12 protein-coding genes are annotated in these 22,002 nt (G+C 45.6%); 9 read left to right on the top strand and 3 right to left on the bottom strand.

Annotated features, from left to right (window positions below; all coding sequences use genetic code 11):
• Entirely contained in the window at nucleotides 1-654 is a 654-nt protein-coding gene (locus tag G395_RS0102480; RefSeq protein ID WP_026628620.1) for a BRO1 domain-containing protein, read from the bottom strand.
• A gap of 86 nt (nucleotides 655-740) precedes the next feature.
• Nucleotides 741-2,906, bottom strand: coding sequence for a TonB-dependent receptor (locus tag G395_RS0102475; protein ID WP_026628619.1), 2,166 nt, complete (start codon nucleotides 2,904-2,906; stop codon nucleotides 741-743).
• Between the two features lie 382 nt (nucleotides 2,907-3,288).
• On the opposite strand from G395_RS0102475, the gene G395_RS0102470 reads away from it, so the two are divergent.
• The 5 genes from G395_RS0102470 to G395_RS0102450 all read left to right on the top strand — a co-directional run bounded on the left by G395_RS0102470 (nucleotide 3,289) and on the right by G395_RS0102450 (nucleotide 9,934).
• Entirely contained in the window at nucleotides 3,289-3,501 is a 213-nt protein-coding gene (locus G395_RS0102470; RefSeq protein ID WP_026628618.1) for a hypothetical protein, read from the top strand.
• Nucleotides 3,502-3,525: 24 nt separating this feature from the next.
• Complete coding sequence (locus G395_RS0102465) at nucleotides 3,526-3,720, top strand: hypothetical protein (RefSeq protein WP_026628617.1); 195 nt, start codon at nucleotides 3,526-3,528, stop codon at nucleotides 3,718-3,720.
• 148 nt (nucleotides 3,721-3,868) lie between these two features.
• Nucleotides 3,869-5,098: a multidrug effflux MFS transporter gene (locus G395_RS0102460; RefSeq protein ID WP_026628616.1), complete on the top strand. Its 1,230-nt coding sequence runs from the start codon at nucleotides 3,869-3,871 to the stop codon at nucleotides 5,096-5,098.
• Between the two features lie 27 nt (nucleotides 5,099-5,125).
• Nucleotides 5,126-7,039, top strand: a complete 1,914-nt coding sequence (locus G395_RS0102455) for an AAA domain-containing protein (protein ID WP_026628615.1) — start codon at nucleotides 5,126-5,128, stop codon at nucleotides 7,037-7,039.
• Nucleotides 7,040-7,141: 102 nt separating this feature from the next.
• The gene (locus tag G395_RS0102450; RefSeq protein WP_026628614.1) at nucleotides 7,142-9,934 is read left to right on the top strand and encodes a DUF5686 and carboxypeptidase regulatory-like domain-containing protein; all 2,793 of its coding nucleotides are present in this window, start codon (nucleotides 7,142-7,144) and stop codon (nucleotides 9,932-9,934) included.
• 53 nt (nucleotides 9,935-9,987) lie between these two features.
• Here G395_RS0102450 and G395_RS0102445 read toward each other — a convergent pair whose 3' ends face one another.
• The gene (locus tag G395_RS0102445) at nucleotides 9,988-12,969 is read right to left on the bottom strand and encodes an FAD-binding and (Fe-S)-binding domain-containing protein (protein WP_026628613.1); all 2,982 of its coding nucleotides are present in this window, start codon (nucleotides 12,967-12,969) and stop codon (nucleotides 9,988-9,990) included.
• Nucleotides 12,970-13,392: 423 nt separating this feature from the next.
• Between G395_RS0102445 and G395_RS0102440 the strand changes: the two genes are divergently transcribed.
• The 4 genes from G395_RS0102440 (at nucleotide 13,393) to G395_RS0102425 (ending at nucleotide 21,999) form a co-directional block, all read left to right on the top strand.
• Nucleotides 13,393-16,425 carry a SusC/RagA family TonB-linked outer membrane protein gene (locus G395_RS0102440; RefSeq protein ID WP_229203920.1) on the top strand — a complete coding sequence of 1,011 codons (3,033 nt, stop codon included), beginning with the start codon at nucleotides 13,393-13,395 and terminating at the stop codon, nucleotides 16,423-16,425.
• 11 nt (nucleotides 16,426-16,436) lie between these two features.
• Entirely contained in the window at nucleotides 16,437-17,972 is a 1,536-nt protein-coding gene (locus G395_RS0102435) for a RagB/SusD family nutrient uptake outer membrane protein (protein WP_026628611.1), read from the top strand.
• 72 nt (nucleotides 17,973-18,044) lie between these two features.
• Nucleotides 18,045-18,617, top strand: a complete 573-nt coding sequence (locus tag G395_RS0102430) for a hypothetical protein (protein ID WP_026628610.1) — start codon at nucleotides 18,045-18,047, stop codon at nucleotides 18,615-18,617.
• Between the two features lie 73 nt (nucleotides 18,618-18,690).
• Nucleotides 18,691-21,999 (top strand): VCBS repeat-containing protein, encoded by a 3,309-nt coding sequence (locus tag G395_RS0102425; protein ID WP_035360218.1) that lies wholly within the window; start codon nucleotides 18,691-18,693, stop codon nucleotides 21,997-21,999.
• Nucleotides 22,000-22,002 lie beyond the last annotated feature (3 nt).

Here is a 22,002-nt window from a genome sequence, read left to right as displayed (position 1 = left end):
TTATTGACAGCTTTTGGCCATTTGTTCGGCCAGGCCTTTGCCCCAGGTTGGCATCAAGGCGGCTTTGAGCGCCGGCTCATCCTGTGAAGCAAATATAGCCAGACTTTCCTTCGCATATCCGCAAGCTTTTTCGGTTCCGGAGCCGAAAAATTTGGCCATTCCATATTCCATTTGGGCCGTTAACGCATAAGCACGTGGATTTTTGGGATCCATCGCACGTGCTTTGCCAAACGTCTGCAACACCGGACCCGACAAGCTTTGCCCGCGATTTGCAGCATCTGCATTGAGTTTGGCCATCAATATAAAACCCTGCAAAGCCACGACTTCTGTATTGTTTTTGGATAATGCGTCGGCTTTCTGAGCCAGCTCGTCCGCCTTAGCCAGCGCCTCGTCCTTCTTATCCAGCGAAAGCGATTTGTCCATGGCCTGAAATGTGTACGCAAGTCCCTGATAATAAACCGGCAGCCATTCTCCCGGATTCAACTCCGCGATCCGTCCGAAGGCATTTGCCGATTGCTGCAAAACAGGAAGTGAGTCGGTTGAAGTAAGTTTCGCAATTTCCTTTTTCATTGCTTTCTGATAAGGCGATTCCTGTGCCGAAGCGGTAAAGAATGATAGTAACAAAAGGATGATAATCTGGGCTTGCTTTTTCATAATGTTCATGTTTGAAAAGATTAATAGTTCTTAAAATGATGCTTTATAGCCGACTTGATATTGATTTGTGAATGCTACGCGGTGCTTTATAAATTGTTCAGCTGGTTGGCTTTTTTATCCTTTGAAATTGTGATGAAAAGTCCGGCAAAAAGGAAGCGCTTGGCGCCTTGTCCCACGGGCCTGCTTGCATAGGAACCCGATTCATCCGGCTGCGTCGCATATTGATAGCCGAACACATTCTGCCTTCCCAAAACATTGGAGCAAGCCACATGGAGGATCACATTGGGTTTGGGCAGATAGCTGATACTCAGACTCAGATCGCTATATGGCTTCGTTTTGCGCTGCATTTCACCGGGCAGATTAGGATCATCAAAAGCATAGCCGCTGTTCCACGACCAGGATGTTCCCAGCAGGGATTTCATAGCCGTTACAAAATGTTTCACCACGACCGAGCCATTGTGTCTGGGTGCAAATGATGGCTGGACTTTGGTTTTATAGGCCGCAAACCTGCGCTTGCTGTCCACAAAGCTGTACGTGATCCAGAAGTCGGTATCCTTTATAGTTTGCTTGTCGCGCAGGAAAAAATCAACGCCTCGAGCATAGCCCGCACCATTCAGAGCAAGGTTTTTAGGATCGCTCGCCACGCCTTTGTAAGTCACCAGATTGTCGTAATTTTTATAAAAAGCCTCCGCGCGGAATGTGCGGTTGTTGTTGACTGTGAAGTAATTAAGAATGTAATGCGTTGCCGCTGAATTTTTTAAGTCCATTTGGCGCACCCGCAGCTTTTCTTCTGCCAGTTGTTTGAACTTCCCAGCTGCAAAAGAGAATTGCCCCTGATTATTCAGCTTATAGGCGACTGAAAAGCGCGGTGTGAACCATGTTTCTTTTGCCAATGTGCTGTGCCCGCTCCGCAGCCCGCCTACCATAATCAGACGGTTGCTGAAATAGTAAGTCGCTTCCACGAAATGGTTGAACTGGTGATCCGTAAACTGCCTTTCCAGGTTCTGGTCGGGCAATGCTTCCGAGTAGGTTTTGGCATAATATTCCAAGCCATTTTTGAGAGAAAACTGCGCAGAGAAGTCTTTAACGGCGACTGCTTTGGAATGAAAAATCCGGTTAACCTGCCGGATATCATCCGCATTGAACTGAATGGCATCCCCATTGTCGGACAGCGCCGCGCCTCCATAAAAGAGCCAGCCTTTGCTTCCCGAATGCCGGAAAGAAACATTGCCATAATGATAGCGGTTGTTGAGCTTAACCCGATCGCCGCGCCCATCATTGCCCAGGACTTTCTGCCAGATCACCATATTGCTGCCTTCTGTGTGGAAATAGGCTTTGATAAAACCCGATTTGCCCGTCACCGCATTTCCCCATTTCCGACGCAGCGAAATCTCCGAATCCCAGCTCGACGGCGCTTCTTCCCAATCAAAATTTTGCTTCACGAGCGATTGGTAAGGGGCCAGATTGTAATAGTTTGCCGAGGCAGTCAATGCGCGGTTGTCCTTCACCAATGTTTGCGTATAGCCGCCGCCCAGTGACATAATGCTCACATCTCCCTGGTTTCTGAGCGGAAGGTCCACTGTATTCAATGCCAAAGCCGATGACAGCGCCTGCCCATATTCGGCGGAGTAACCACCTGTGCTGAAAAATGATCCTTTGAATAAATTGGCGCTAAACCGGTTGCGGGTCGGGACATTGGAAGTTGTGCTGCCAAATGCATTTCCCACTTGCAGGCCATCAATAAAAATGGAAGTTTCCGAGGCATCACCGCCGCGTACAAACAGCCGCCCGTCGTTGCCTACGGTGGAAGTGCCTGGTAATGTGAGTAATGCACCCGTAATGTCGCCCATGGCGCCGGAGGTTGTTACAATGTCGAGCGGTTTGAGCACCACCGATTTTTTCTCATCACCGGCCTCCATCGCCCCAGCAGAGATGGTCACGGCATTCAGTTGATTAATGCTTTCTGCGAGCACAATGTTCGTGGTTATAGGCTGTCCCCGAAGTTCCAGAACCAGTTCCTGACTTTTAAAACCGATCGCCTGAGCGGTTAATATTTGGTTTTTAGCTTCGGTTGTAGTGAAAGCAAAACGGCCGTCCGCACCGGAAGTGGTTCCGTCATAAGTGCCTTTCAGGTAAATGTTGACGCCGGGCAGTGCCTGGCCTTTGTGATCCGATACCCGGCCCGAAATGGAGGTTTGGGCTATTGCAGCTGATGTAAGAATAAGAAGCAGAAGTGTAAAGCCGATTTTCATTTGTCCCTTGGTTTGACGCAAAGTTGTTCGGAATGATAATCGTAGAAAAAGCAAGGTTGCCGGAGTTCAGAAACTGACCTATGAACTGCGGAAATTGTTGACCGAAGTGTCTTTTAAACGTAACTGATTTGCAGAAATCCGGGTGCTTATTTTAGGAGCAAAACGGGTTTAGTTTTCATTTTTGCAGCACATAGCGTAAATTTTTTTTAATTTTTACAAAATGTTCAAAATCAGTATTTTGCTTATCAGGTTTTATTTTATTTAGACAAAAATCACTCTTGAAACCACAGAAATAGCGAATCTGCTGGCCGTGCTGGCATGCTTATTTAACCGACCATTGCAAAACAGTTTACATCGACTAACTCTTAATTTCGAATATAACATGATCGCTACACTTGGTAATAACGCAATAAATACATTGAAGCCTGGAGCAGTTCTTACAGTTTCTGACGCACAAAACGAAATGGACGCGCAGAAAGAAATTGCAGATTTTCTTCAAATGAGCAACAGAACTGATCTTAGCTATTTTTCAATTTCAGAAAATTATTTCCTGTTGTATTCGAAGTCTGATAGTCCTGTAAGCGGCATCGCATAAGTAATTATTATCTTTAAATTAGTCATGGTACAATCAGGTACATTTCAATTGCTGGGCCAAAAGCTCATTAATATCATCATTCACAAAGAAGACGTAGTTAAAATAGCACCGATACAAGAAGGACCCGGTTGCATTATTTATCTAAAAAACAAGGTTCCATACGCAGTGAGCGAAAGCGAGCGCGAAGTTTATAAGAAGTTGGACTGGATCGCTGCCTGAAACGCGATTATAGTAGTGAATAGAGAGCGAGGCTTCTAAAAAGAAGCCTCTTTTTTTGTGCCCGGCGAGTAAGAAAAATCCAATTACCCCGAACCACCCAAAGCATATCCGCGTTATACGGCCTACTGCTACGCCACATCACTCCATAATGTCCAAAAAAACATATTTCTTTCTCATCCTGATTCTAGGCAGCTTAACGGCACTCGGGCCTTTTTCAATTGATATGTATCTGCCCGGTTTTCCGGCCATTGCCAGAGACCTGCACACCACAGCAGCCAAGGTTTCACTTTCATTATCCGGATTTTTTGTTGGGATTTCAGTTGGTCAGCTCCTTTACGGGCCGCTGCTTGACAGGTTTGGTCGTAAAAAGCCTTTGTTCATCGGGTTGGTAGTTTACATTCTGGCCTCAGTGGGTTGCGCAATGGTCAATAGCATTAATGATTTGATTTTACTGCGGGTAATCCAGGCAATAGGAAGCTGCGCAGCTACGGTCGCGTCCGTTGCAATGGTTAGGGACTTGTTTCCGGTGAAGGATAATGCAAAGGTTTTTTCGTTGTTGCTTCTTGTTGTTGGCGTTTCCCCTATGATCGCACCTACCGTGGGCGGTTATGTTACCGATGCATTCGGCTGGCATGCCGTGTTCTGGATCCTGACAGGCATGGGTGTCGCCATTCTTCTGGCAACGGTGCTTTGGCTGCCAGATAGTTACAAGCCGGATAAAACCCTTTCTTTAAAGCCAAAACCCATTCTGCTCAATTTTCTGCAAGTGATCCGGGAGCCGCAGTTTTACACTTACGCGTTGACGGGTGCGATTGCATTCTCCGGTCTGTTCGCCTATGTAGCAGGCTCTCCGCTGGTTTTTATGGAGGTTTTCCATACAGATGGCAAGGTTTACGGATGGATCTTCGCTTTTCTTTCGGTTGGTTTTATTGGTTCGAGTCAATTAAATACATTGTTTTTGAGAAAATTCACCAGCGAGCAAGTTGTCAATACGGCGCTGATTTGCCAGGTCATTGTCAGTTTCGCCTTTCTCGCAGCAGCATTGGCCGGCTTGCTGACACTTCCGGTCGTGATCGTTTTTCTGTTCTTCTTTCTTTGCTGCATTGGTTACACCTATCCCAATGCCGCCGCGCTGTCATTGGCTCCTTTCACAAGAAATGCAGGCAGCGCATCCGCATTAATGGGGGCTTTTCAGATGGGAATGGGCACATTGATATCCATTGTGATCAGTATTTTTGAAGAGCCATCCGTTATTCCAATGGTGGCTTCAATGGCCGGATCTTCGCTTCTGGCGCTTTCTATGCTTGTTTTTGGCAGGCGTTTTATCAAGGAAAAAGTGGAAGTGCAGCAAGGTGCAGATGCTGCGATGATACACTAAAACCAGTTTTCCTGACTTTATTTGTGCATGGATTATTTCAAAAACCTCCTCGATTTACTTAAAACTGAAAGGGAAGAAGACAGGCTTGCTTACCAGCGACTTACCGAAAGGTCATCGGTTTCCGAGCGGCGCGCGAGCGGGTTAAGCTGGTATCCCATTGCCATAAGAGGCTCGGAAATGAGCCGCGGCGACTATTTGACCGTCGAAATTGAACGCACCACACACCAGGATATTCCCCATCAGCTCCGGTTTGGCATGCCGGCTGTTTTGTTTTCCAATCACGAGCCAAAGCAGGACAGGTTAGAAGGCATTATTACGCACCAGAGTGGTAACCGGCTCAAAATCACGCTTCGGACGGATGAGCTTCCCGAATGGTCACGCGATGGAAAGCTGGGCATCGATCTGCTTTTTGATGACAATAGTTACGACGAAATGCAAGGTGCGATTAAGGCCGCAACTGCATTGCTTGAAAATGAAAAAGAGGGCCGTCTGGTCAAAATTCTGACCGGAGAAAAATCACCTTCTTTCAACGACGAACTTCCCAAAATAACGATCCCCAAATTAAACAGCTCACAAGATGAGGCTGTTCATAAAATCCTTTCCGCGTCGGATCTTGCCATTGTGCATGGCCCTCCGGGGACCGGAAAAACGACCACATTGGTCCAGGCGATAAAGGCTTTGATCAAACAGGATCACCAGCAGATCCTGGTAGTCGCGCCTAGTAATACGGCTGTGGATCTGCTCAGTGAAAAGCTCACAGACGGGGGTTTGAATGTGCTCAGGGTTGGTAACCCGGTGCGTGTTTCGGAACGCTTGATGTCGCTCACACTGGATAGTAAAATCTCGCAGCACGTGCGGATGAAGGACATTAAGGCGCTCAAAAAGCAGGCAAACGAATACAAAAACCTCGCACATAAATACAAGCGCAATTTTGGAAAAGCCGAACGCGACCAGCGGAAAGCGCTTTTTGATGAAGCCCACAAGATCATGAAAGAGGTTGGGAGCGTGGAGCAATATGCGATAGAGGATATTCTGGGCAAGGCGCAGGTGATTACCGCCACATTGGTGGGCGCTAACCATTATACGGTCCGCAATTTGAAATACAAAACAGTGGTGATTGATGAAGCCGGACAGGCACTGGAACCGGCCTGCTGGATCCCTATCCTGAAAGCCGAAAAAGTGGTGCTGGCAGGTGATCATTTTCAGTTGGCGCCCACCATTAAGTCAGCCGAGGCTGCTAAAAATGGATTGGCCACCACATTGCTGGAAAAATGCGTCGCGCTGCATCCGGAATCCGTAACATTACTCGAAGAGCAGTATCGGATGAATGAAGCAATTATGGGTTATTCATCTCAAATCTTTTATCAAAATAAACTGAAAGCCAACGAGGCTGTCGCGCATCACCTGGTTTTTCCCTCGGATAGTGCACTGGCTTTTATTGACACGGCAGGCTGCGGTTATGATGAAAAACTCGAAGGAACCAGCTCTACGAACCCGGATGAAGCCGCATTTTTATTCAAACATTTGACTCAATATGTGACCGAGTTGATGCAGGCCAAAAGCTTCAATACCGGCGAGTTTCCAAGCATTGCAGTCATTTCTCCATATAAAGAGCAAATTGGTTTATTGAAAGAGCAATTGACTCATAATATTCTTTTACAGCCATTTATATCAAAAATCTCAGTCAACACGATCGATAGTTTTCAAGGTCAGGAGCGCGACATTGTTTACATCAGCATGACCCGCAGCAATCCCGAGGGCGAGATCGGATTCCTTTCTGACATTCGCCGTATGAATGTGGCGATGACCCGGGCACGCAAAAAACTGGTCGTGATCGGCGACAGCGCCACGCTCTCGAATCTGCCCTTTTACTCAGACTTTATTTCTTACGCCGAAGCGCTGGGCGCCTACCAGAGTGCCTGGGAATTTGCGGATATGTAACTGATCGGAAAAATCTGTTGGCATTTTAATGCAACCCGTTTATATTTAAATGCATCTTGTTGACATACAACAGGCATCTTACATCCGGGCCCCGATCTTTCTATGCTCCAACGCTACTTTACTATCGTTTTTCTTTTCTTACTAATTGCTGGTCAATGCTTTTCGCAAGGCACTTCGTCGGGCGGGATCAAGGGGATTATCAAAACCAGGAAAGGGGAGCCGCTGCCGTTTGCCGCAATTGTTGTCAAAGGCACATCCATCAGCACCATTTCCAACGAAGAAGGACGTTATCAGCTGGACCTGAAACCGGGTTATTATGAGGTCATTTTTCAATATTTAGGTTTCAAAACCGGGCAAAAAGCGTTTACGGTCGAAAACAGGATGGAGACCTTTGACCTGACCATGGAAGAACAGGCGCTGAACCTGGGCGAAGTGCGTATAGGAAGCCGCGACGAAGATCCTGCGTACACCATTATGCGCCGCGCCATTGCCAAAAGCCGCTATCATTTGCTCCAAGTGGACAGTTATAAGGCCAAAGCCTACTCCAAATCTTCCATAGTGATCACCGATCTTCCTTTGGAATTTTTGTATAAAAAGGAATTAAAGGAGATGGAAAAGGAGACGAATTTCAAAAAAGGCGTTCCTATCCTCAATGAAAGCGTTTCCGAGGTAACATTTAAACAGCCTAACACCTACAAACAGAAGGTTATCGCCGCCCGGAACAGTCAGGATAAGGATTTCGCAAACCCGAATGCTTACCTGCTGACAAGCTTTTACCAGCCCGAAGTTGTTAAGGCCGTTTCCCCGCTGTCGCCCCGTGCATTTGCTTATTATAAATTTGAGTATCAGGGCGCTTTTCGTGAAAATGGCATTGAAGTAAATAAAATAAAAGTAACCCCGCGCGCCTATGGCGAAGGCGTTTACAAAGGGACCATTCATATTATAGAAGATGAGTGGAGCATTTACAGCCTCGATCTGACGACCGTTAATACGGGTTTTACTATTGATATCAAGCAGGTTTACAGTCCGGTGCAAGGCGTGTGGATGCCTGTTAATCAGCAGTTTCATGTGCAGGGAGGCATTTATGGTTTAAAAGGAAAAGGGGATTTCGTGATTTCTCAATCGTTTTCCGACATTAAGATCAATCCTGCATTCCGGCCGGACATTGTTGTGGTGGATGATAAAAAGCAGAAGGACGAAGCGAAAAAGGTAAAGCTTACTGGGCGGGAAATCAAGACGCAGAAATTGGAGGAAGTGGTCAGTAAGCAAAAGGAATTTTCGGCCAAAAACCTGCGCAAGCTCATGAAGGAATATGAAAAGCAGGACCTGAAAACAAAAGAGGAGAAAGGAGAGGACATAGACCTGAACTTCACGAGAAACGATACGACAGTCGTGGATTCCATGGCCAGTATGCGCAGCACCGCCTTTTGGGATTCCATCCGAACGGTCCCGTTGACGACGGCGGAGGTGAAAAGTTACACGCGACTGGATAGCATTGTGGTGATGACCAAAGGCACTGAGGAGCAGAAAGACAGTTTGAAAGTTGCCAAATCCGACACTTCTAAAAACAATAAGAAAGGCGGGGGGCTGGGCTTTGTAGGCGATATTTTTACCGGTCACAGCTTCCGGCTGGGCAAGAAAAGTCCGTGGCGGCTGGATTATGTGACGCCGCTGCTGGGTGCGCAGGTGAACACGGTTGAGGGATTGGTTTTGAATGGTGGCGGTTTTAAGCTGCGTTATAAAGGGGGTGATCCAAAGAAGAATCAGGAAGGGGTCCAGATTGGTTCTGATGGTGTTAAGCGCTTTTCTGTTCGGCAAGGGCAGGAATTGTCCATTAATGCGCTCACCCGTTACTCGTTTGCCAGGCAGAAATTAATGGCATTTGGCGGAATTGATTATAGCTGGAAAAGCAACAAACTCAACTTATCAGGCGGCCAGACGGTTTCTCAGTTTAACGGAGAAAACCCAATGCATCCGCTGTTGAACTCTATTACCACATTGTTTTTGGAGCAGAATTTTATCAAAGTTTACGAAAAGAAGTTCGTCCGGCTCGACTTTGCAACCACCCGTGAAAACGAACATTTCGAGCTAAAAGCCAACATGGAATACGCCGACCGCAGCCCGCTACGCAATTTGTACAACACAAATCCATATCGCTGGATCGACTGGAAACGCAGGGAATTTACTTCTAATCACCCGTTTACGCTTTACCCGAGTGGAGAATCAGCGGAGACATTCACGCAAATGACCAATCACCAGGCCCTGACCATCGGAATTACAGCGAACTACAAGCCCTGGCAGAAATACCGCACCAAAAATGGAAAGACAACCTATTACGACGATGATTCGCCGAAGTTATCACTGAATTACCGCAAAGGAATCAATGATATTTTTGGCAGCGACGTGGATTTCGACCTTTTGCAGGTCGGTATCCAGCATGGATTTGACACGGGGATCCGGAGTAAGCTAAGCTATAAACTAAGTGCCGGAAAATTCCTGAACACAAATGCCGTCCGCTATCCCGACTTCCAGCATTTCGCAGGAAACCGGTTTTTCTTTCAGCTTGGTGATCCCGTCGGAACATTCAGAATGCTTGACTACTATCGTTACAGCACGTCCGACCAGTTTTTCGAAGCCCATATCCTGAGCGAGCTGCGCAAATTCCTGCTCACCCAAATCACCTGGTTCCGCGTACTCGGCATCAAGGAAAACTTCATGCTGCATTACCTGGCCACCCCAGCCTCCAACAACTACACCGAACTAGGCTACGGCCTCGACGTAGGAATCCGCTTCCCTTTCCGCGTCGAAGTCGTAAGTAACTTCGAGCGTTTTAAGTATAAAACAACGGTGTTTAGGATAGGAACGACGATGAATTTTAACTTGGGGCGGAATTAGGGGAGACTTTTCAAGCATTGGGCTAAACCTGTGCTTGAAAAATCTGTTTTACTTTACACCAGCGCCTCCCACAATATCTCTGCCGGGTGCATGGCGTGGCGACCGGTTCCGTCGTGGATCTGGTGGCGGCAGCTGGTTCCGGGGGCGGCGATGATGACTTCTTCGGGTTGCTGGCGGACGGCTGGGAAGAGGACCAGTTCTCCGATTTGCATGGAAATGTCATAATGCTCTTTTTCGTAACCAAACGACCCGGCCATGCCGCAGCATCCCGATGGAATGAGCTGAACATTGTAGTTTTCCGGCAGCGAAAGCATTTTTTTTGTTGGTATCATGCTCGAAATGGCCTTTTGCTGGCAATGTCCATGCAATTTGATCAACCGCTTCTCCTTGGTAAACTGATCTTTGGAAATATGTTTTAACTCAATTTCGCGTGAAATGAACTCGTCAAACTGCAATGCGTTTTGGGCCAGTTTTTTGGATTCTTCCACAAGCTCATCGCTAACCAGGTCCGGATATTCATCGCGGAAAGTCAGAATGGCGGACGGCTCAACGCCGACGAGCGGGGTGTCATACGAAATGATGTCTTTGAGCAGGTTAATGTTCTCCTCGGCGATTTTTTTCGCATCCTTCAAAAGTCCTTTCGAAAGCTGGGGACGGCCGGAAGGGGCATGTTTTGGAATAATCACTTCATAACCCAGCTTTTCAAGGGTTAGAATAGATTTTTTGCCAATTTCAACATCATTATAATTGGTAAATTCATCACAGAAAAGATACACTTTCCGACCTGTGGATTTTGCCGCTTTGCGCTGGTCATACCATTTCTTCAAAGTGGTGCTATGCAGGAGCGGCATAGTTCGCTCGGGATGGAAGCCTACCATGGTGTTGGCTATCTTCCGAAGTGGTGCGTTTTTGAAAACAAGGTTATAAGCCCAGGGAACATAGCTAGCAATGCCTGTCATTTTTGAAAAATTCCCTACCAGCCAGGAGCGTAGCGGAATGCCGTTTGCATCGTGATATTGCTGCAAAAATTCCATTTTCAATTTCGCAACATCCACATTAGAAGGACATTCTCCTTTGCAGCCTTTGCAAGCCAGGCAAAGGTCGTACACTTCCTTAATCTCTTTATTATCAAACCGGTTTTCTTTCGGAGAACGCGTCAGCATCTCTCTTAAAATGTTGGCCCGTGCACGTGTCGTGTCCTTTTCGTTGCGGGTAGCCATGAAACTCGGACACATTGTCCCGCCGCTCATTTGGGTTTTGCGACAGTCGCCGGAACCGTTGCATTGCTCAGCGTGCTGCAAAATATCCTGGTCCTGAAAACGGAAGTAAGTCTTGAATTCGGGTGTTTGCTGATCGGCTTCGTAGCGCAGGAAAGTGTCCATCGGCGCCGTATCCACAATCTTTCCCGGATTGAAAATATTGTTAGGGTCCCACACCCTCTTAATGTCTTTGAAAAGCAGGTAATTGTGCTCACCAACCATTTTCGGGATAAATTCTCCTCTTAACCGCCCGTCGCCATGCTCTCCGGAAAGCGAGCCATCGTATTTTTTAACCAGGTCTGCAATCTCTTCCGCGATCATCCTGAATTGGCGGTGTCCCTCGCTGGTTTTGAGGTTAATGATAGGTCTGAGGTGGATCTCGCCCGTTCCTGCATGCGCATAATGCACCGCCGACATGCCATGTTTTTTCAAAATTTCATTGAAATCGCGGATATAATCGGGTTGGTCGTAAACATCAACTGCCGTATCCTCGATCACCGCAACCGCTTTTTCGTCACCCGGAATGTTGCCGAGAAGTCCCAGGCCTGCCTTTCTTAATGTCCAGATCTTCTTTGTATCGTCACCAAAGAGCAACGGATAATGGAAACCCATGCCCGCATCCTGTAACTCTTTGACCATTTCTGTAGAAAGCGCTTCAACCTCCTCCTTCGTTTCCCGCGACAAATCCACAACCAGGATGGCCGGATATTTACCGTCAGGTTTATTTTTTACAAAAAATGCATTTTTCTTCTGCTCTGCGTTCGTAGCGGCACATTCAAGGACATAGTCATCTATTAATTCAACTGCGTGCGGTTGATATTTTAGGGTCAGAATCGTCGCTCTTAATGCTTCGTCAATCGTATCGCAATGCACACAAACCAACCCCTGCGTTTTTGGCGGCAGCGGAACGAGATTTAACTTTATTTCTGTCAGAAAGCATAATGTTCCCTCCGAGCCTGCGATCAGGCTGCACATATTAAATGGCTGTGCTGGCTCACCAAGGGCGTTTTGATTAGAATATGGCTCGGTATGAAGCAGCATATCCAATGCGTAACCCGTATTCCTTCTGCCAATGCTGGGCTTTGGAAAGTTTCTTCTAATCTCATCCTGGTTTACAGGGGATTGTAAAATTTCATTTGTTTCGAGATAGATTTTATCCAAAAGCGTCGCGCTTCCGTTTTTCTGTTGCGCACTTGTCAGCAGATTTTTGAAAGCCGCTCCTTTTATATGCTTAAATTCTGCATCCGAACCATCTGCCAGGATTGCTTTCACTTCCAATGTATGCTCTCTGGCGCTGCCGTAAACGATAGAATTGGAGCCGCATGAATTGTTTCCGACCATTCCGCCGATCATGGCGCGGTTAGCCGTTGAGGTTTCCGGCCCGAAATAAAGTCCATAAGGTTTCAGAGCCATATTAAGCTCGTCACGCACCACACCAGGCTGCACACGGACCCATTTTTCGGCCGCGTTTATTTCCAGGATTTTTGTAAAATTCCGTGAAACGTCCACCACAATGCCGTTCCCTACAACCTGTCCAGCAAGCGACGTTCCGGCGGTTCTTGGAATCAGCGAAATGCGTTTTTCCGTAGCATATCTGATCAGTGTTTTGATATCCGCCTCCGATTTCGGGATGGCCACGGCAAGTGGCATTTCACGGTAAGCGGAAGCGTCGGTTGCGTACAGGGTGCGCATCGTATTATCGAAATGCAGTTCACCCTCAAGTTGTTTGGCAAGAAGACTTAAATCACTGTTAGTTACGGAAAGCGGCGCAGTCATGGTGTTGGATAAGCGGGAAAATCAGCTCCAAAGTTACGAACAACGATCAAGGATTTCCAGCAAAATATTTTCAGAACGCTATATAGGTCCGCTGGCCAAAAAATTAAACTTTACTTAAAAAAGTCACCGAAATGGGCTGCTTTTGTACTTCTCAAATATAGCGTTTGCACTATAATTATATAATATAAATTTCTTGCTTAAAAGTTGATTTATTTAAGCAGGTTTAAAGAAAACCATATTGTATTATCCGGCTCTTTTATATTATTTTGTATGACCGTCATTGAATAACTTTAACTTTTTCGTAGTAAAATTCATTAAAAAGCCCGAATTGAGTGTGACAGGGCATTTTTTATCGAAGATGAACGCAAATGTTAAAATGATACATAGGCGGTGACCAGATTTAACTATTTATTTAACAGACCTATGATGAATTTATCCTTTCATGTGTTTCGTCGACATGATTCAAGCAATGAAAAGAATGTTGTGACGAAAGCGAGATTAGCAGGGCGCAACACAGGGCTTTTCGGCTTCCTGATGATCTTGATCGGTTTAAGCACAAATGTTTTTGCACAGGATGTGAATGTATCCGGTAAGGTTACTGACGCCAGAGCGGGTGGAGTACCAGGAGTTACAGTTACATTAAAAGGGAGTACAAAAGGAACAAATACGGATGTTGAAGGTAACTACCAGATTAGTGTTCCGGGAAATGCAACATTGACTTTCAGTGCCATTGGGTATGAAACTCAGGACATTGCAGTTGGTAATAAATCCACCGTCAACGTTACACTCTCCGAAGACGTTAAGGCTTTGGAAGAAGTTGTTGTTGTAGGTTACGGAACGGTAAAGAAAAAGGATGCAACCGGTGCGGTGTCCGCTTTGGGATCGAAGGATTTCCAGAAAGGGATCGTTACTTCTCCTGAGCAATTAATGCAGGGACGCGTTGCGGGTGTGCAGATTAGCCAATCCAGCGGTGAGCCAGGCGGTGGTATTAACGTGCGTATCCGGGGAACCACTTCAGTACGCGGTGGTAATAATCCTTTGTTTGTTATTGATGGTGTCCCTTTAAGTGGTGACGATGTTAGTGGTGGAGGAGATGCATCCGGTGTAGGTCGTCAAGCAGCAAAGAACCCGTTAAACTTTCTTAATCCGGATGATATCGCGAGTATGGATATCTTAAAAGATGCTTCTGCAACGGCTATATATGGATCCAGGGGCGCCAATGGGGTAGTTTTAATCACCACAAAACGGGGAAAAGGAAAAGGGACTTTGGATTACGGTTACTCTCTTGGGGTAAGTACAATTACAAAGAAATATGATCTTCTTTCGGCAGAGGAATATGTTGCTGCTGGTGGTCAGAATGCAGGAGGATCAACAGATTGGCAAAAAGAGCTTTACAGAACAGCTTTTACAAATCAGCATAACTTATCCTATGGAGGCGGAGACGCAACTGGTAATTATCGCTTTTCCCTTGGCTATCTTGACCAAAAGGGAATTATTCTTAAATCAGGAATTAAGCGGTACAGCATCGGATTCGCCGGTACTAAGAAATTTATTCAGGATCGTTTGACAATAGGAAGTAACATCAACCTGGCTAATACGCAGGATTCAGGTGTGCCAATTTCTGAAAACTCTGGTTTTACCGGGGACTTGTTAGGAGGAATCATTAAAACCAATCCCACTAACCCCATTATGAAAGATGGTAAATATTACCAACCAGGGCAAACAGAACCTAATCCGCTTGCCTTCCTACATATGTCGAGAGACAATACGAATACATTACGAGCCCTAGGAAACATCAACGCGGAATTGGAAATAGTAAAGGGATTGAAGTTCAAAACGGTGCTTGGTTTCGATCAGTCATTTTCAAGCCGTAAGTCGGCCTACTCACGCGATTTGATCATTGAGGGAACTGCAGGTAAAGGTCGGGCCTATGTCAGGGATATTGACGCTAATAACAGATTATGGGAAAATTATTTTACTTATGAAAAAGAGTTTGGTAGCGTATCGTTAAATGCCTTGGCAGGATACTCATATCAAAGCTTTGAAAGAGGTACAAAGAATGTTGCAGCATATAACTTTCAGACTAATAACCTGGACTTGATGCTTAACAACATGGCATCTGTAGTAAGTGGTAAGGATGGAACTCTTATTCAGAATACGTCTTCAACAAAGGATGAGTTGCAGTCATATTTCGGTCGTCTGAACTTAGGTTTCAGTAACAAGTATTTGTTTACCGGTACACTTCGAGTTGACGGATCTACTAAGTTCGGAGGTAACAACAAGTATGGTTACTTCCCTTCCGGTGCATTTAAATGGAAACTGATCGAGGAGTCATTTGCTCCCAAAGAAGTATTCGATGATCTGGCGTTTAGAGTTGGTTACGGGATTACTGGAAACCAGGAAATTCCTCACAACTTATATGATCAGCGTAAAAGGTATGGAGACTGGTCATTTAACGCCAGTGGAGATATCAATGGAGGTGGAGTAAATGACGTTTCTTTTAGAAATCCCGACCTTAAATGGGAAACCACCAAGGCATTGAATGTGGGTCTTGACTTTGCAATTCTCAAAAGCAGGTTGTCTGGAAGTATTGATTTTTACGAAAAACATACCAGTGATTTGTTGTTTAAAATTGTCGCCGCCCAGCCCGCTTCAAATGCTTTTACCTGGGATAATCTTGACACCGACATTCTTAACCGCGGTGTGGAGCTTAGCTTGAATGCAGCCGTAATTGATCAGAAGGACTTTTCTTGGGAAGTCTTGTTCAATGTAGCATATAATAAAAATTTGGTTGAGAATTTGAAAGGAACCTATGATACCGGTGAAATTAATGGACAGGGATTGTCCGGTGCTTTTGCTCAACGTATCGCTGAGGGACAGCCATTGTTTGCCTTTTTTGTGAGAGATTTTGTTGGCTTCGATGAAGGTGGAATTAATGCGCTGCCACCTTCTGGAGACGTACAAAAGTTTCAGGATGGTAAAAGTCCGCTTCCAAGAGTAACTGGCGGGCTAACTAACAATTTTAGATATAAGAACTTTGACCTTAGTTTATTCTTTAACGGCGTGTTTGGTAATTATATTTACTCAAATACAGCTAATGCATTCTTTACTGCAGGCTCATTCCAGGGAGGGCGTAACGTAACAAAAGATATCATTGGAAACGGGGAAAGTGGCTCCAATAACCCAGACGTTTCAACCCGTTTTCTGGAAAAAGGCGATTTCGTCCGCCTGCAGAATATGTCTTTGGGATATAGATTACCTTTAAAAAGTAAAATATTCTCTAATGCTAGGCTCTATATATCCGGTCAGAACCTACTGCTTTTCACAAAATATAGCGGGCAGGATCCAGAAGTAAGTACCAACAAGTCGCTTAACGATATACCTTCATTTGGAATTGACTATACAGCTTATCCAAGGGCGAGAACGTGGACAATCGGTGCGAATATCTCATTTTAAAAATTAAGTTGATGAAAAATATAACCTATAAATATCTGATTGCGAGCGTAACCGCATTCGCGACATTCTCTTGTACTGACCTGGTTACAGACGAAAAGGATTCAATCCTACAATCAACAGGTGCTGGCTTTACTCCGGGAGATCCAGCGATTCTGCTTGTTTCGGCTTATAAGGACCTTGGAACGTATCCTGACCAGAACAATATATATGCTTTGGGGGAACATACGTCTGCGGAAATGATTCCACCAACACGCGGAGTTGACTGGGGTGATAATGGCGTGTGGCGAACGCTAGACGCTCACTCATGGGATGCGACTCACCAGACGGTTAGAGAAAGCTGGAACCTGCTGAATCAACGGGCCTACAAAGCTACTGAGATTATTGCTTCTAACCCGACACCCGTCCAGGCCGCTGAGGCTAAATTTTTGAGAGCGTTTCATATGTTCCATGTTATGGATTTTTGGGGCCAAGTTCCATTTAGGAATGTTACTGATGGTGTTGATGTCAATCCGAAAGTACTTACTCGGTCAGAAGCATTTGATTTCATCGTGAAGGATCTAGAGGAAGCACTTCCAATCTTGAATAAGACTGGTCCCTCTGCCACGAATGGCATCGCTTCCAAGGCTGCTGCAAACGCACTTCTTGCCAGGCTTTACTTGAACAAAGCCGTTTATAAGTCGACTCCGCCAGAGGGGCCATATACTTTTGACAAAGCAGATATGGACAAGGTCATTCAATATGCTAATGCGGTCGCTGCGGACGGTTTTTCTTTGGAGAAAGACTACTTCAAAAACTTTTCGAAAACTGCTGCATCGGAAGTGATTTTTGTAAGCATTGAAGGTACTCCTGAAAACCGCTGGATGATGACGTTGCATTACAGCCAGGATCCTAGTGGATGGAACGGCTTTACCACACTGGCGGACTTTTATGACAAATTTGAAGACGGCGATATTCGTAAAGGCGTTGCACCGACACTAGACGGATCTCAATATTCCTGGCTTGGTAGAGGCTTCCTTGTTGGACCTCAAAAGGGTCCCGTGAAAGATGCGGAAGGTGCATATGTTAAAGAAGCATCTGGAAAAATAAAAATTCAGGACGTTATAGATACTAGATCACAAAAAATCCTATCATTTAGTAAAGATGTCCCTCTCACAGGTGCTGCGACAGAAAAGGGTATCCGTGTAATAAAATACCATCCTGCTACGGCTGGGGAGTACATCCTATTACGGTACGCAGAGGTGTTCTTGGCAAAAGCAGAGGCAATGTTTAGAGGTGGCGATGTAGCAGGTGCTTTGAAGCAAATAAACGATCTTCGGGTTGCAAGAGGAGCAAAACCGCTCACCTCTTTGACGGCAGATACTTTATTTGATGAGATAGGTAGAGAAATGTATTGGGAGGGTGGAAAAAGAACGGTTGAAATTAGGTTTGGGAAATACACGACTGGAGAAGGAGCTGTTAATAGAGAGCCTTATACAGTGCTGTTTCCAATTCCTTCCACTGCAATAATTTCAAATCCAAACTTTACCCAAAATCCCGGTTATAACTAAGATTGGATTTATATAAGCTTGCTAAGTAGAAATGTTCCTTACGGGGGGCATTTCTACTTTTATTTTGAACAGATGAAAGTTTCAAGAATCAACATATTTATATTATTTTTCACTGGCCTGTTATGTTCCTGCGATGCAGCATTAAAGCATAACGCCGAGGAGGAAAAAATGATTGGGGCGCTCAGTGATAATCAGGCAAAGGCATCTATTAACATTGGGACAAAAAGATTTTATTCGGTACAGAGTTTGTTCGAAGGTGCAGTTCAATTTGATAAAGAAAAATTTAATCTCAATATTTCCGATCCAATGGAAAGCCGGATAATCATTGGGTTCCATAAAGCTTCGTGGTATACCCAACTCCCATTTACGTTCCGGGTGAATAATGAGAATCGATACGATGCCCGTGTCATGATTGGGAAAATTATAGATAGAAAAGAAAGGATTGGGGAAGGATATGTAATGCATGAAGGGGAAATCACTATTAGTGAGCTATCCGAAGGCAAGCTTGTTATGAGATTAAACGGGAAGTGTGGAAGATACAATGATATTGATACTACCGATCTCCTGGATTTAGAGGGACTCATTGTTTTTAAGAAGCCAAATGCGCTACTCCTAAATCTCACTTGGGAGGATTTGAATAAGTAGTGTACTTCTAACTAGTAATATACCAATTGTTTTGATACACAAGTTCAACAGTAGTCAGCTGTTCTTTGCTATTATGTTATGTTTGACCCTGGCTGGCTGTAAAAAAGAAAACAAGGACCTGTTGTTCGAGTCACTTAGTGCCTCCTACACCGGAATTGACTTTGAAAATAATGTTGTGAATAAGGAAGACTTCAATATTTTCACGTATAGAAACTTTTACAACGGCGGCGGCGTGGCGATCGGGGACATTAATAATGATGGCTTGCCCGACATTTACTTCACCGCCAACATGGGCGACAACAAGCTTTATTTAAACAAAGGCAACTTCAAATTCGAAGACATTACGGCCAAAGCCGGCGTTGCTGAACCCACAAAATGGAGCACCGGCGTGGTGATGGTGGATATAAACGGCGACAATCTGCTGGACATCTATGTCTGCAACGCGGGTTACCAGAAGTTTGTCAACAAGCAAGGCAACTCACTCTATATCAACAATGGCGACCAGACATTCACCGAATCGGCCGCAAAATATGGACTGAATGAAACGGGCTACACCACACACGCCGCATTTTTTGATTATGACCTCGATGGCGATCTGGATGCTTATATCTTAAATAATAGTTTCATCCCCGTAAACACGCTCAATTACGCCAACGACCGCACCATGCGTGCAAAAGACTGGCCTGTAAAGGATTTCCTGAAAGGCGGCGGTGATAAACTCTTGCGCAATGACAACGGCAAGTTTGTAGATGTGAGCGAGGAAGCCGGCATTTACGGAAGCCTGATTGGTTTTGGCCTGGGCGTTACTGTCGGCGATATGAATGGAGACCAGTATCCGGATATTTATGTTTGCAACGACTTTTACGAAAAGGATTATTTATACATTAATCAAAAAGACGGAACATTCGCTGAGGAGCTCGAAAAACGCGTGAAACACACGAGTCTGGCTTCCATGGGCGCGGATATGGGCGACATTAACAACGATGGTTATGCCGAGCTTTTCGTTACCGATATGCTTCCGCGTGATGAATATCGCTACAAAACGACCACTTCATTTGAGAACCATTATCTTTTTAATCTTAAAAAAGAAAAGGGTTTTTACAATCAATATATGCAGAATAGCCTCCAATTGAACAATCAGGACGGCACATTCAGCGAGATTTCAAATTATTCGGGTGTGGCGGCGAGCGATTGGAGCTGGGGTGCCTTGCTTTTTGACGCGGATAATGATGCCAAAACAGACATTTACGTTTGCAACGGCATTTACCACGATATTCTGGATCAGGACTTTATCGATTTTTTTGCCAACGAAGTGACGCAGAAAATGGTGATGTCGGGCGAGAAGGAGAATATGCAGAACATTATTGATAAAATGCCTTCCAATCCGGTCCCGAATAACTTTTTTCACAATGAGGGCAACTTGCAGTTCAAGGAGCGTGCGGATGAATTTGGGTTAGGCGAAAAGTCGTTTTCAAATGGCGCAGCTTACGCGGATCTGGACAATGATGGCGATCTGGATCTGGTGGTTAATAATGTGAATCAGAAGTGTTTTGTTTACAAAAACAAGTCCGAAGCGAAGGCAGAAAAGAACCATTATATCAAGCTCAAACTCGCTGGCGAAGGCAAGAACACGTATGCGATTGGCTCTAAAATTGAAGTTTTTGCAGGCAACCAGAATTTTAGCAAGCAGGTTAACCCCGCACGCGGCTTTCAATCCAGTACGGAATATCCGATAACGATTGGCTTGGGAAAAACCAATGTGATTGATTCCATTCGCATCATCTGGCCAAATCGGAAGGTTACAATGCATCCGAAAATCAATGCGGATACAACATTGAATTTTAAGATTACCAACACAGGAGCAGATTTCAATAATGCGATTAAGCAGAAAACAACGATGCTGACCGAGGCCTCAGGCAACAGCTTTGATGCGCACCAAGAGGATAAATACGAAGATTTTTACCACGAGCGTAACATTCCAATGCTCCTCTCACAGGAAGGTCCAAAGGCGGCCATCGGGGATGTGAATGGCGATGGGCAGGCGGATGTATATGTATGCGGCGCGAAAGGGCAGGGTGGGCAATTGTATTTGCAAAAAGGATCTGCGTTTGTAGAATCAAGCCAAAAAGTGTTCACGGATCTGGCCGGATTTGAAGATACGGCGGCCACATTCTTCGACGCGGATGGCGACGGCGACCTGGATCTGGTGGTAGGAAGCGGCGGGAATGAAACATTGGTGACCAGCCCCGATTTACCCACAAGACTTTATCTGAATGACGGAAAAGGCACTTTTGCGATCAATACACGAGCTTTGCCGCCTAATTCCATGAACACGGCGGTCATTGCGGCACATGATTATGACAATGATGGCGACATTGATTTGTTCGTGGGAAGCCGTAGCGTGCCGCGCGAATACGGATCGAGTCCGAGGAGTTATCTTTACCAGAATGATGGAAAGGGCGTTTTTAAGGAAATTGGCAAAACGATTTTGCCAGAGCTCACCAAGCTGGGCATGGTGCGGGACGCTTCCTGGGCGGATGTGGATGGTGATAAAATTAAAGAGTTGATCATTGCAGGCGATTGGATGGCGCCCGTGATTTTTAAATTCAATGGTGGCAAATTTCAGAAACTAACCTCTGGCCTTGAAGCTTACACGGGTTTCTGGGGTTGCCTGAAAGTGGCGGATATGGACGGGGATGGCGATCAGGACATTGTTTTTGGCAATATAGGCGAGAATTTTTCTTTGAAAGCTTCGGCCGATGCGCCGCTGAAAATCTGGATCAATGATTTCAATAAGAACGGGACCATTGAAAAAGTGATGACGAAAACGGTCGAAGGAAAGGACATGCCGGTGCTGCTCAAACGCGAGATCACCACGCAGTTTCCCTTCCTTAAAAAGGAGAGTCTCAAGCACTCGGAATATGCCAATAAGTCCGTGCAGGATCTGTTTCCGAAGGATTTGTTGAAATCGGCGGTCGAGAAATCGGTGAATTATCTTAAATCTGCGGTTGCTGTGAATGATGGCAAAGGCCGGTTCACATTGCAGGAACTGCCTGCGATCGCGCAAATTTCCTGTCTGAATGCCATTGAAAGCGAAGATGTAAACGGCGATGGCAAGCCGGACCTGATCGTGGGCGGTAATTACACGCATTTCATTCCGCAGCTGGGCGCGCTGGACGCATGCCGGGGTAATGTGCTCATTAACAAGGGAAACATGCAGTTTGACGTGCTGCTCAGCACGCAAAGCGGCTATGCCATCGACGGTGAAGTGAAGCAGATCAGTCCGATCAACATTCAGGGCGCGCCTTACCTGATCAACCTGGTGAGCAATGCGAAGCCCGTTCTTTTCAAGATTAACAAGCCGCAACCGGCTAATTTGTAGTTC

The organism is Dyadobacter alkalitolerans DSM 23607, from assembly GCF_000428845.1.
Classification (GTDB): Bacteria; Bacteroidota; Bacteroidia; order Cytophagales; family Spirosomataceae; genus Dyadobacter; species Dyadobacter alkalitolerans.
Note: the sequence above shows the minus strand (reverse complement) of the source record. Positions and strands in the feature narration are given on the sequence as shown.

Coding starts and splice junctions, on each gene's coding strand:
- G395_RS0102465 (WP_026628617.1), top strand. CDS start 3,526: ATGGTACAATCAGGTACATTTCAATTGCTGGGCCAAAAGCTCATTAAT.
- G395_RS0102470 (WP_026628618.1), top strand. CDS start 3,289: ATGATCGCTACACTTGGTAATAACGCAATAAATACATTGAAGCCTGGA.
- G395_RS0102440 (WP_229203920.1), top strand. CDS start 13,393: ATGATGAATTTATCCTTTCATGTGTTTCGTCGACATGATTCAAGCAAT.
- G395_RS0102425 (WP_035360218.1), top strand. CDS start 18,691: ATGTTATGTTTGACCCTGGCTGGCTGTAAAAAAGAAAACAAGGACCTG.
- G395_RS0102480 (WP_026628620.1), bottom strand. CDS start 654: ATGAAAAAGCAAGCCCAGATTATCATCCTTTTGTTACTATCATTCTTT.
- G395_RS0102460 (WP_026628616.1), top strand. CDS start 3,869: ATGTCCAAAAAAACATATTTCTTTCTCATCCTGATTCTAGGCAGCTTA.
- G395_RS0102455 (WP_026628615.1), top strand. CDS start 5,126: ATGGATTATTTCAAAAACCTCCTCGATTTACTTAAAACTGAAAGGGAA.
- G395_RS0102475 (WP_026628619.1), bottom strand. CDS start 2,906: ATGAAAATCGGCTTTACACTTCTGCTTCTTATTCTTACATCAGCTGCA.
- G395_RS0102435 (WP_026628611.1), top strand. CDS start 16,437: ATGAAAAATATAACCTATAAATATCTGATTGCGAGCGTAACCGCATTC.
- G395_RS0102445 (WP_026628613.1), bottom strand. CDS start 12,969: ATGACTGCGCCGCTTTCCGTAACTAACAGTGATTTAAGTCTTCTTGCC.
- G395_RS0102430 (WP_026628610.1), top strand. CDS start 18,045: ATGAAAGTTTCAAGAATCAACATATTTATATTATTTTTCACTGGCCTG.
- G395_RS0102450 (WP_026628614.1), top strand. CDS start 7,142: ATGCTCCAACGCTACTTTACTATCGTTTTTCTTTTCTTACTAATTGCT.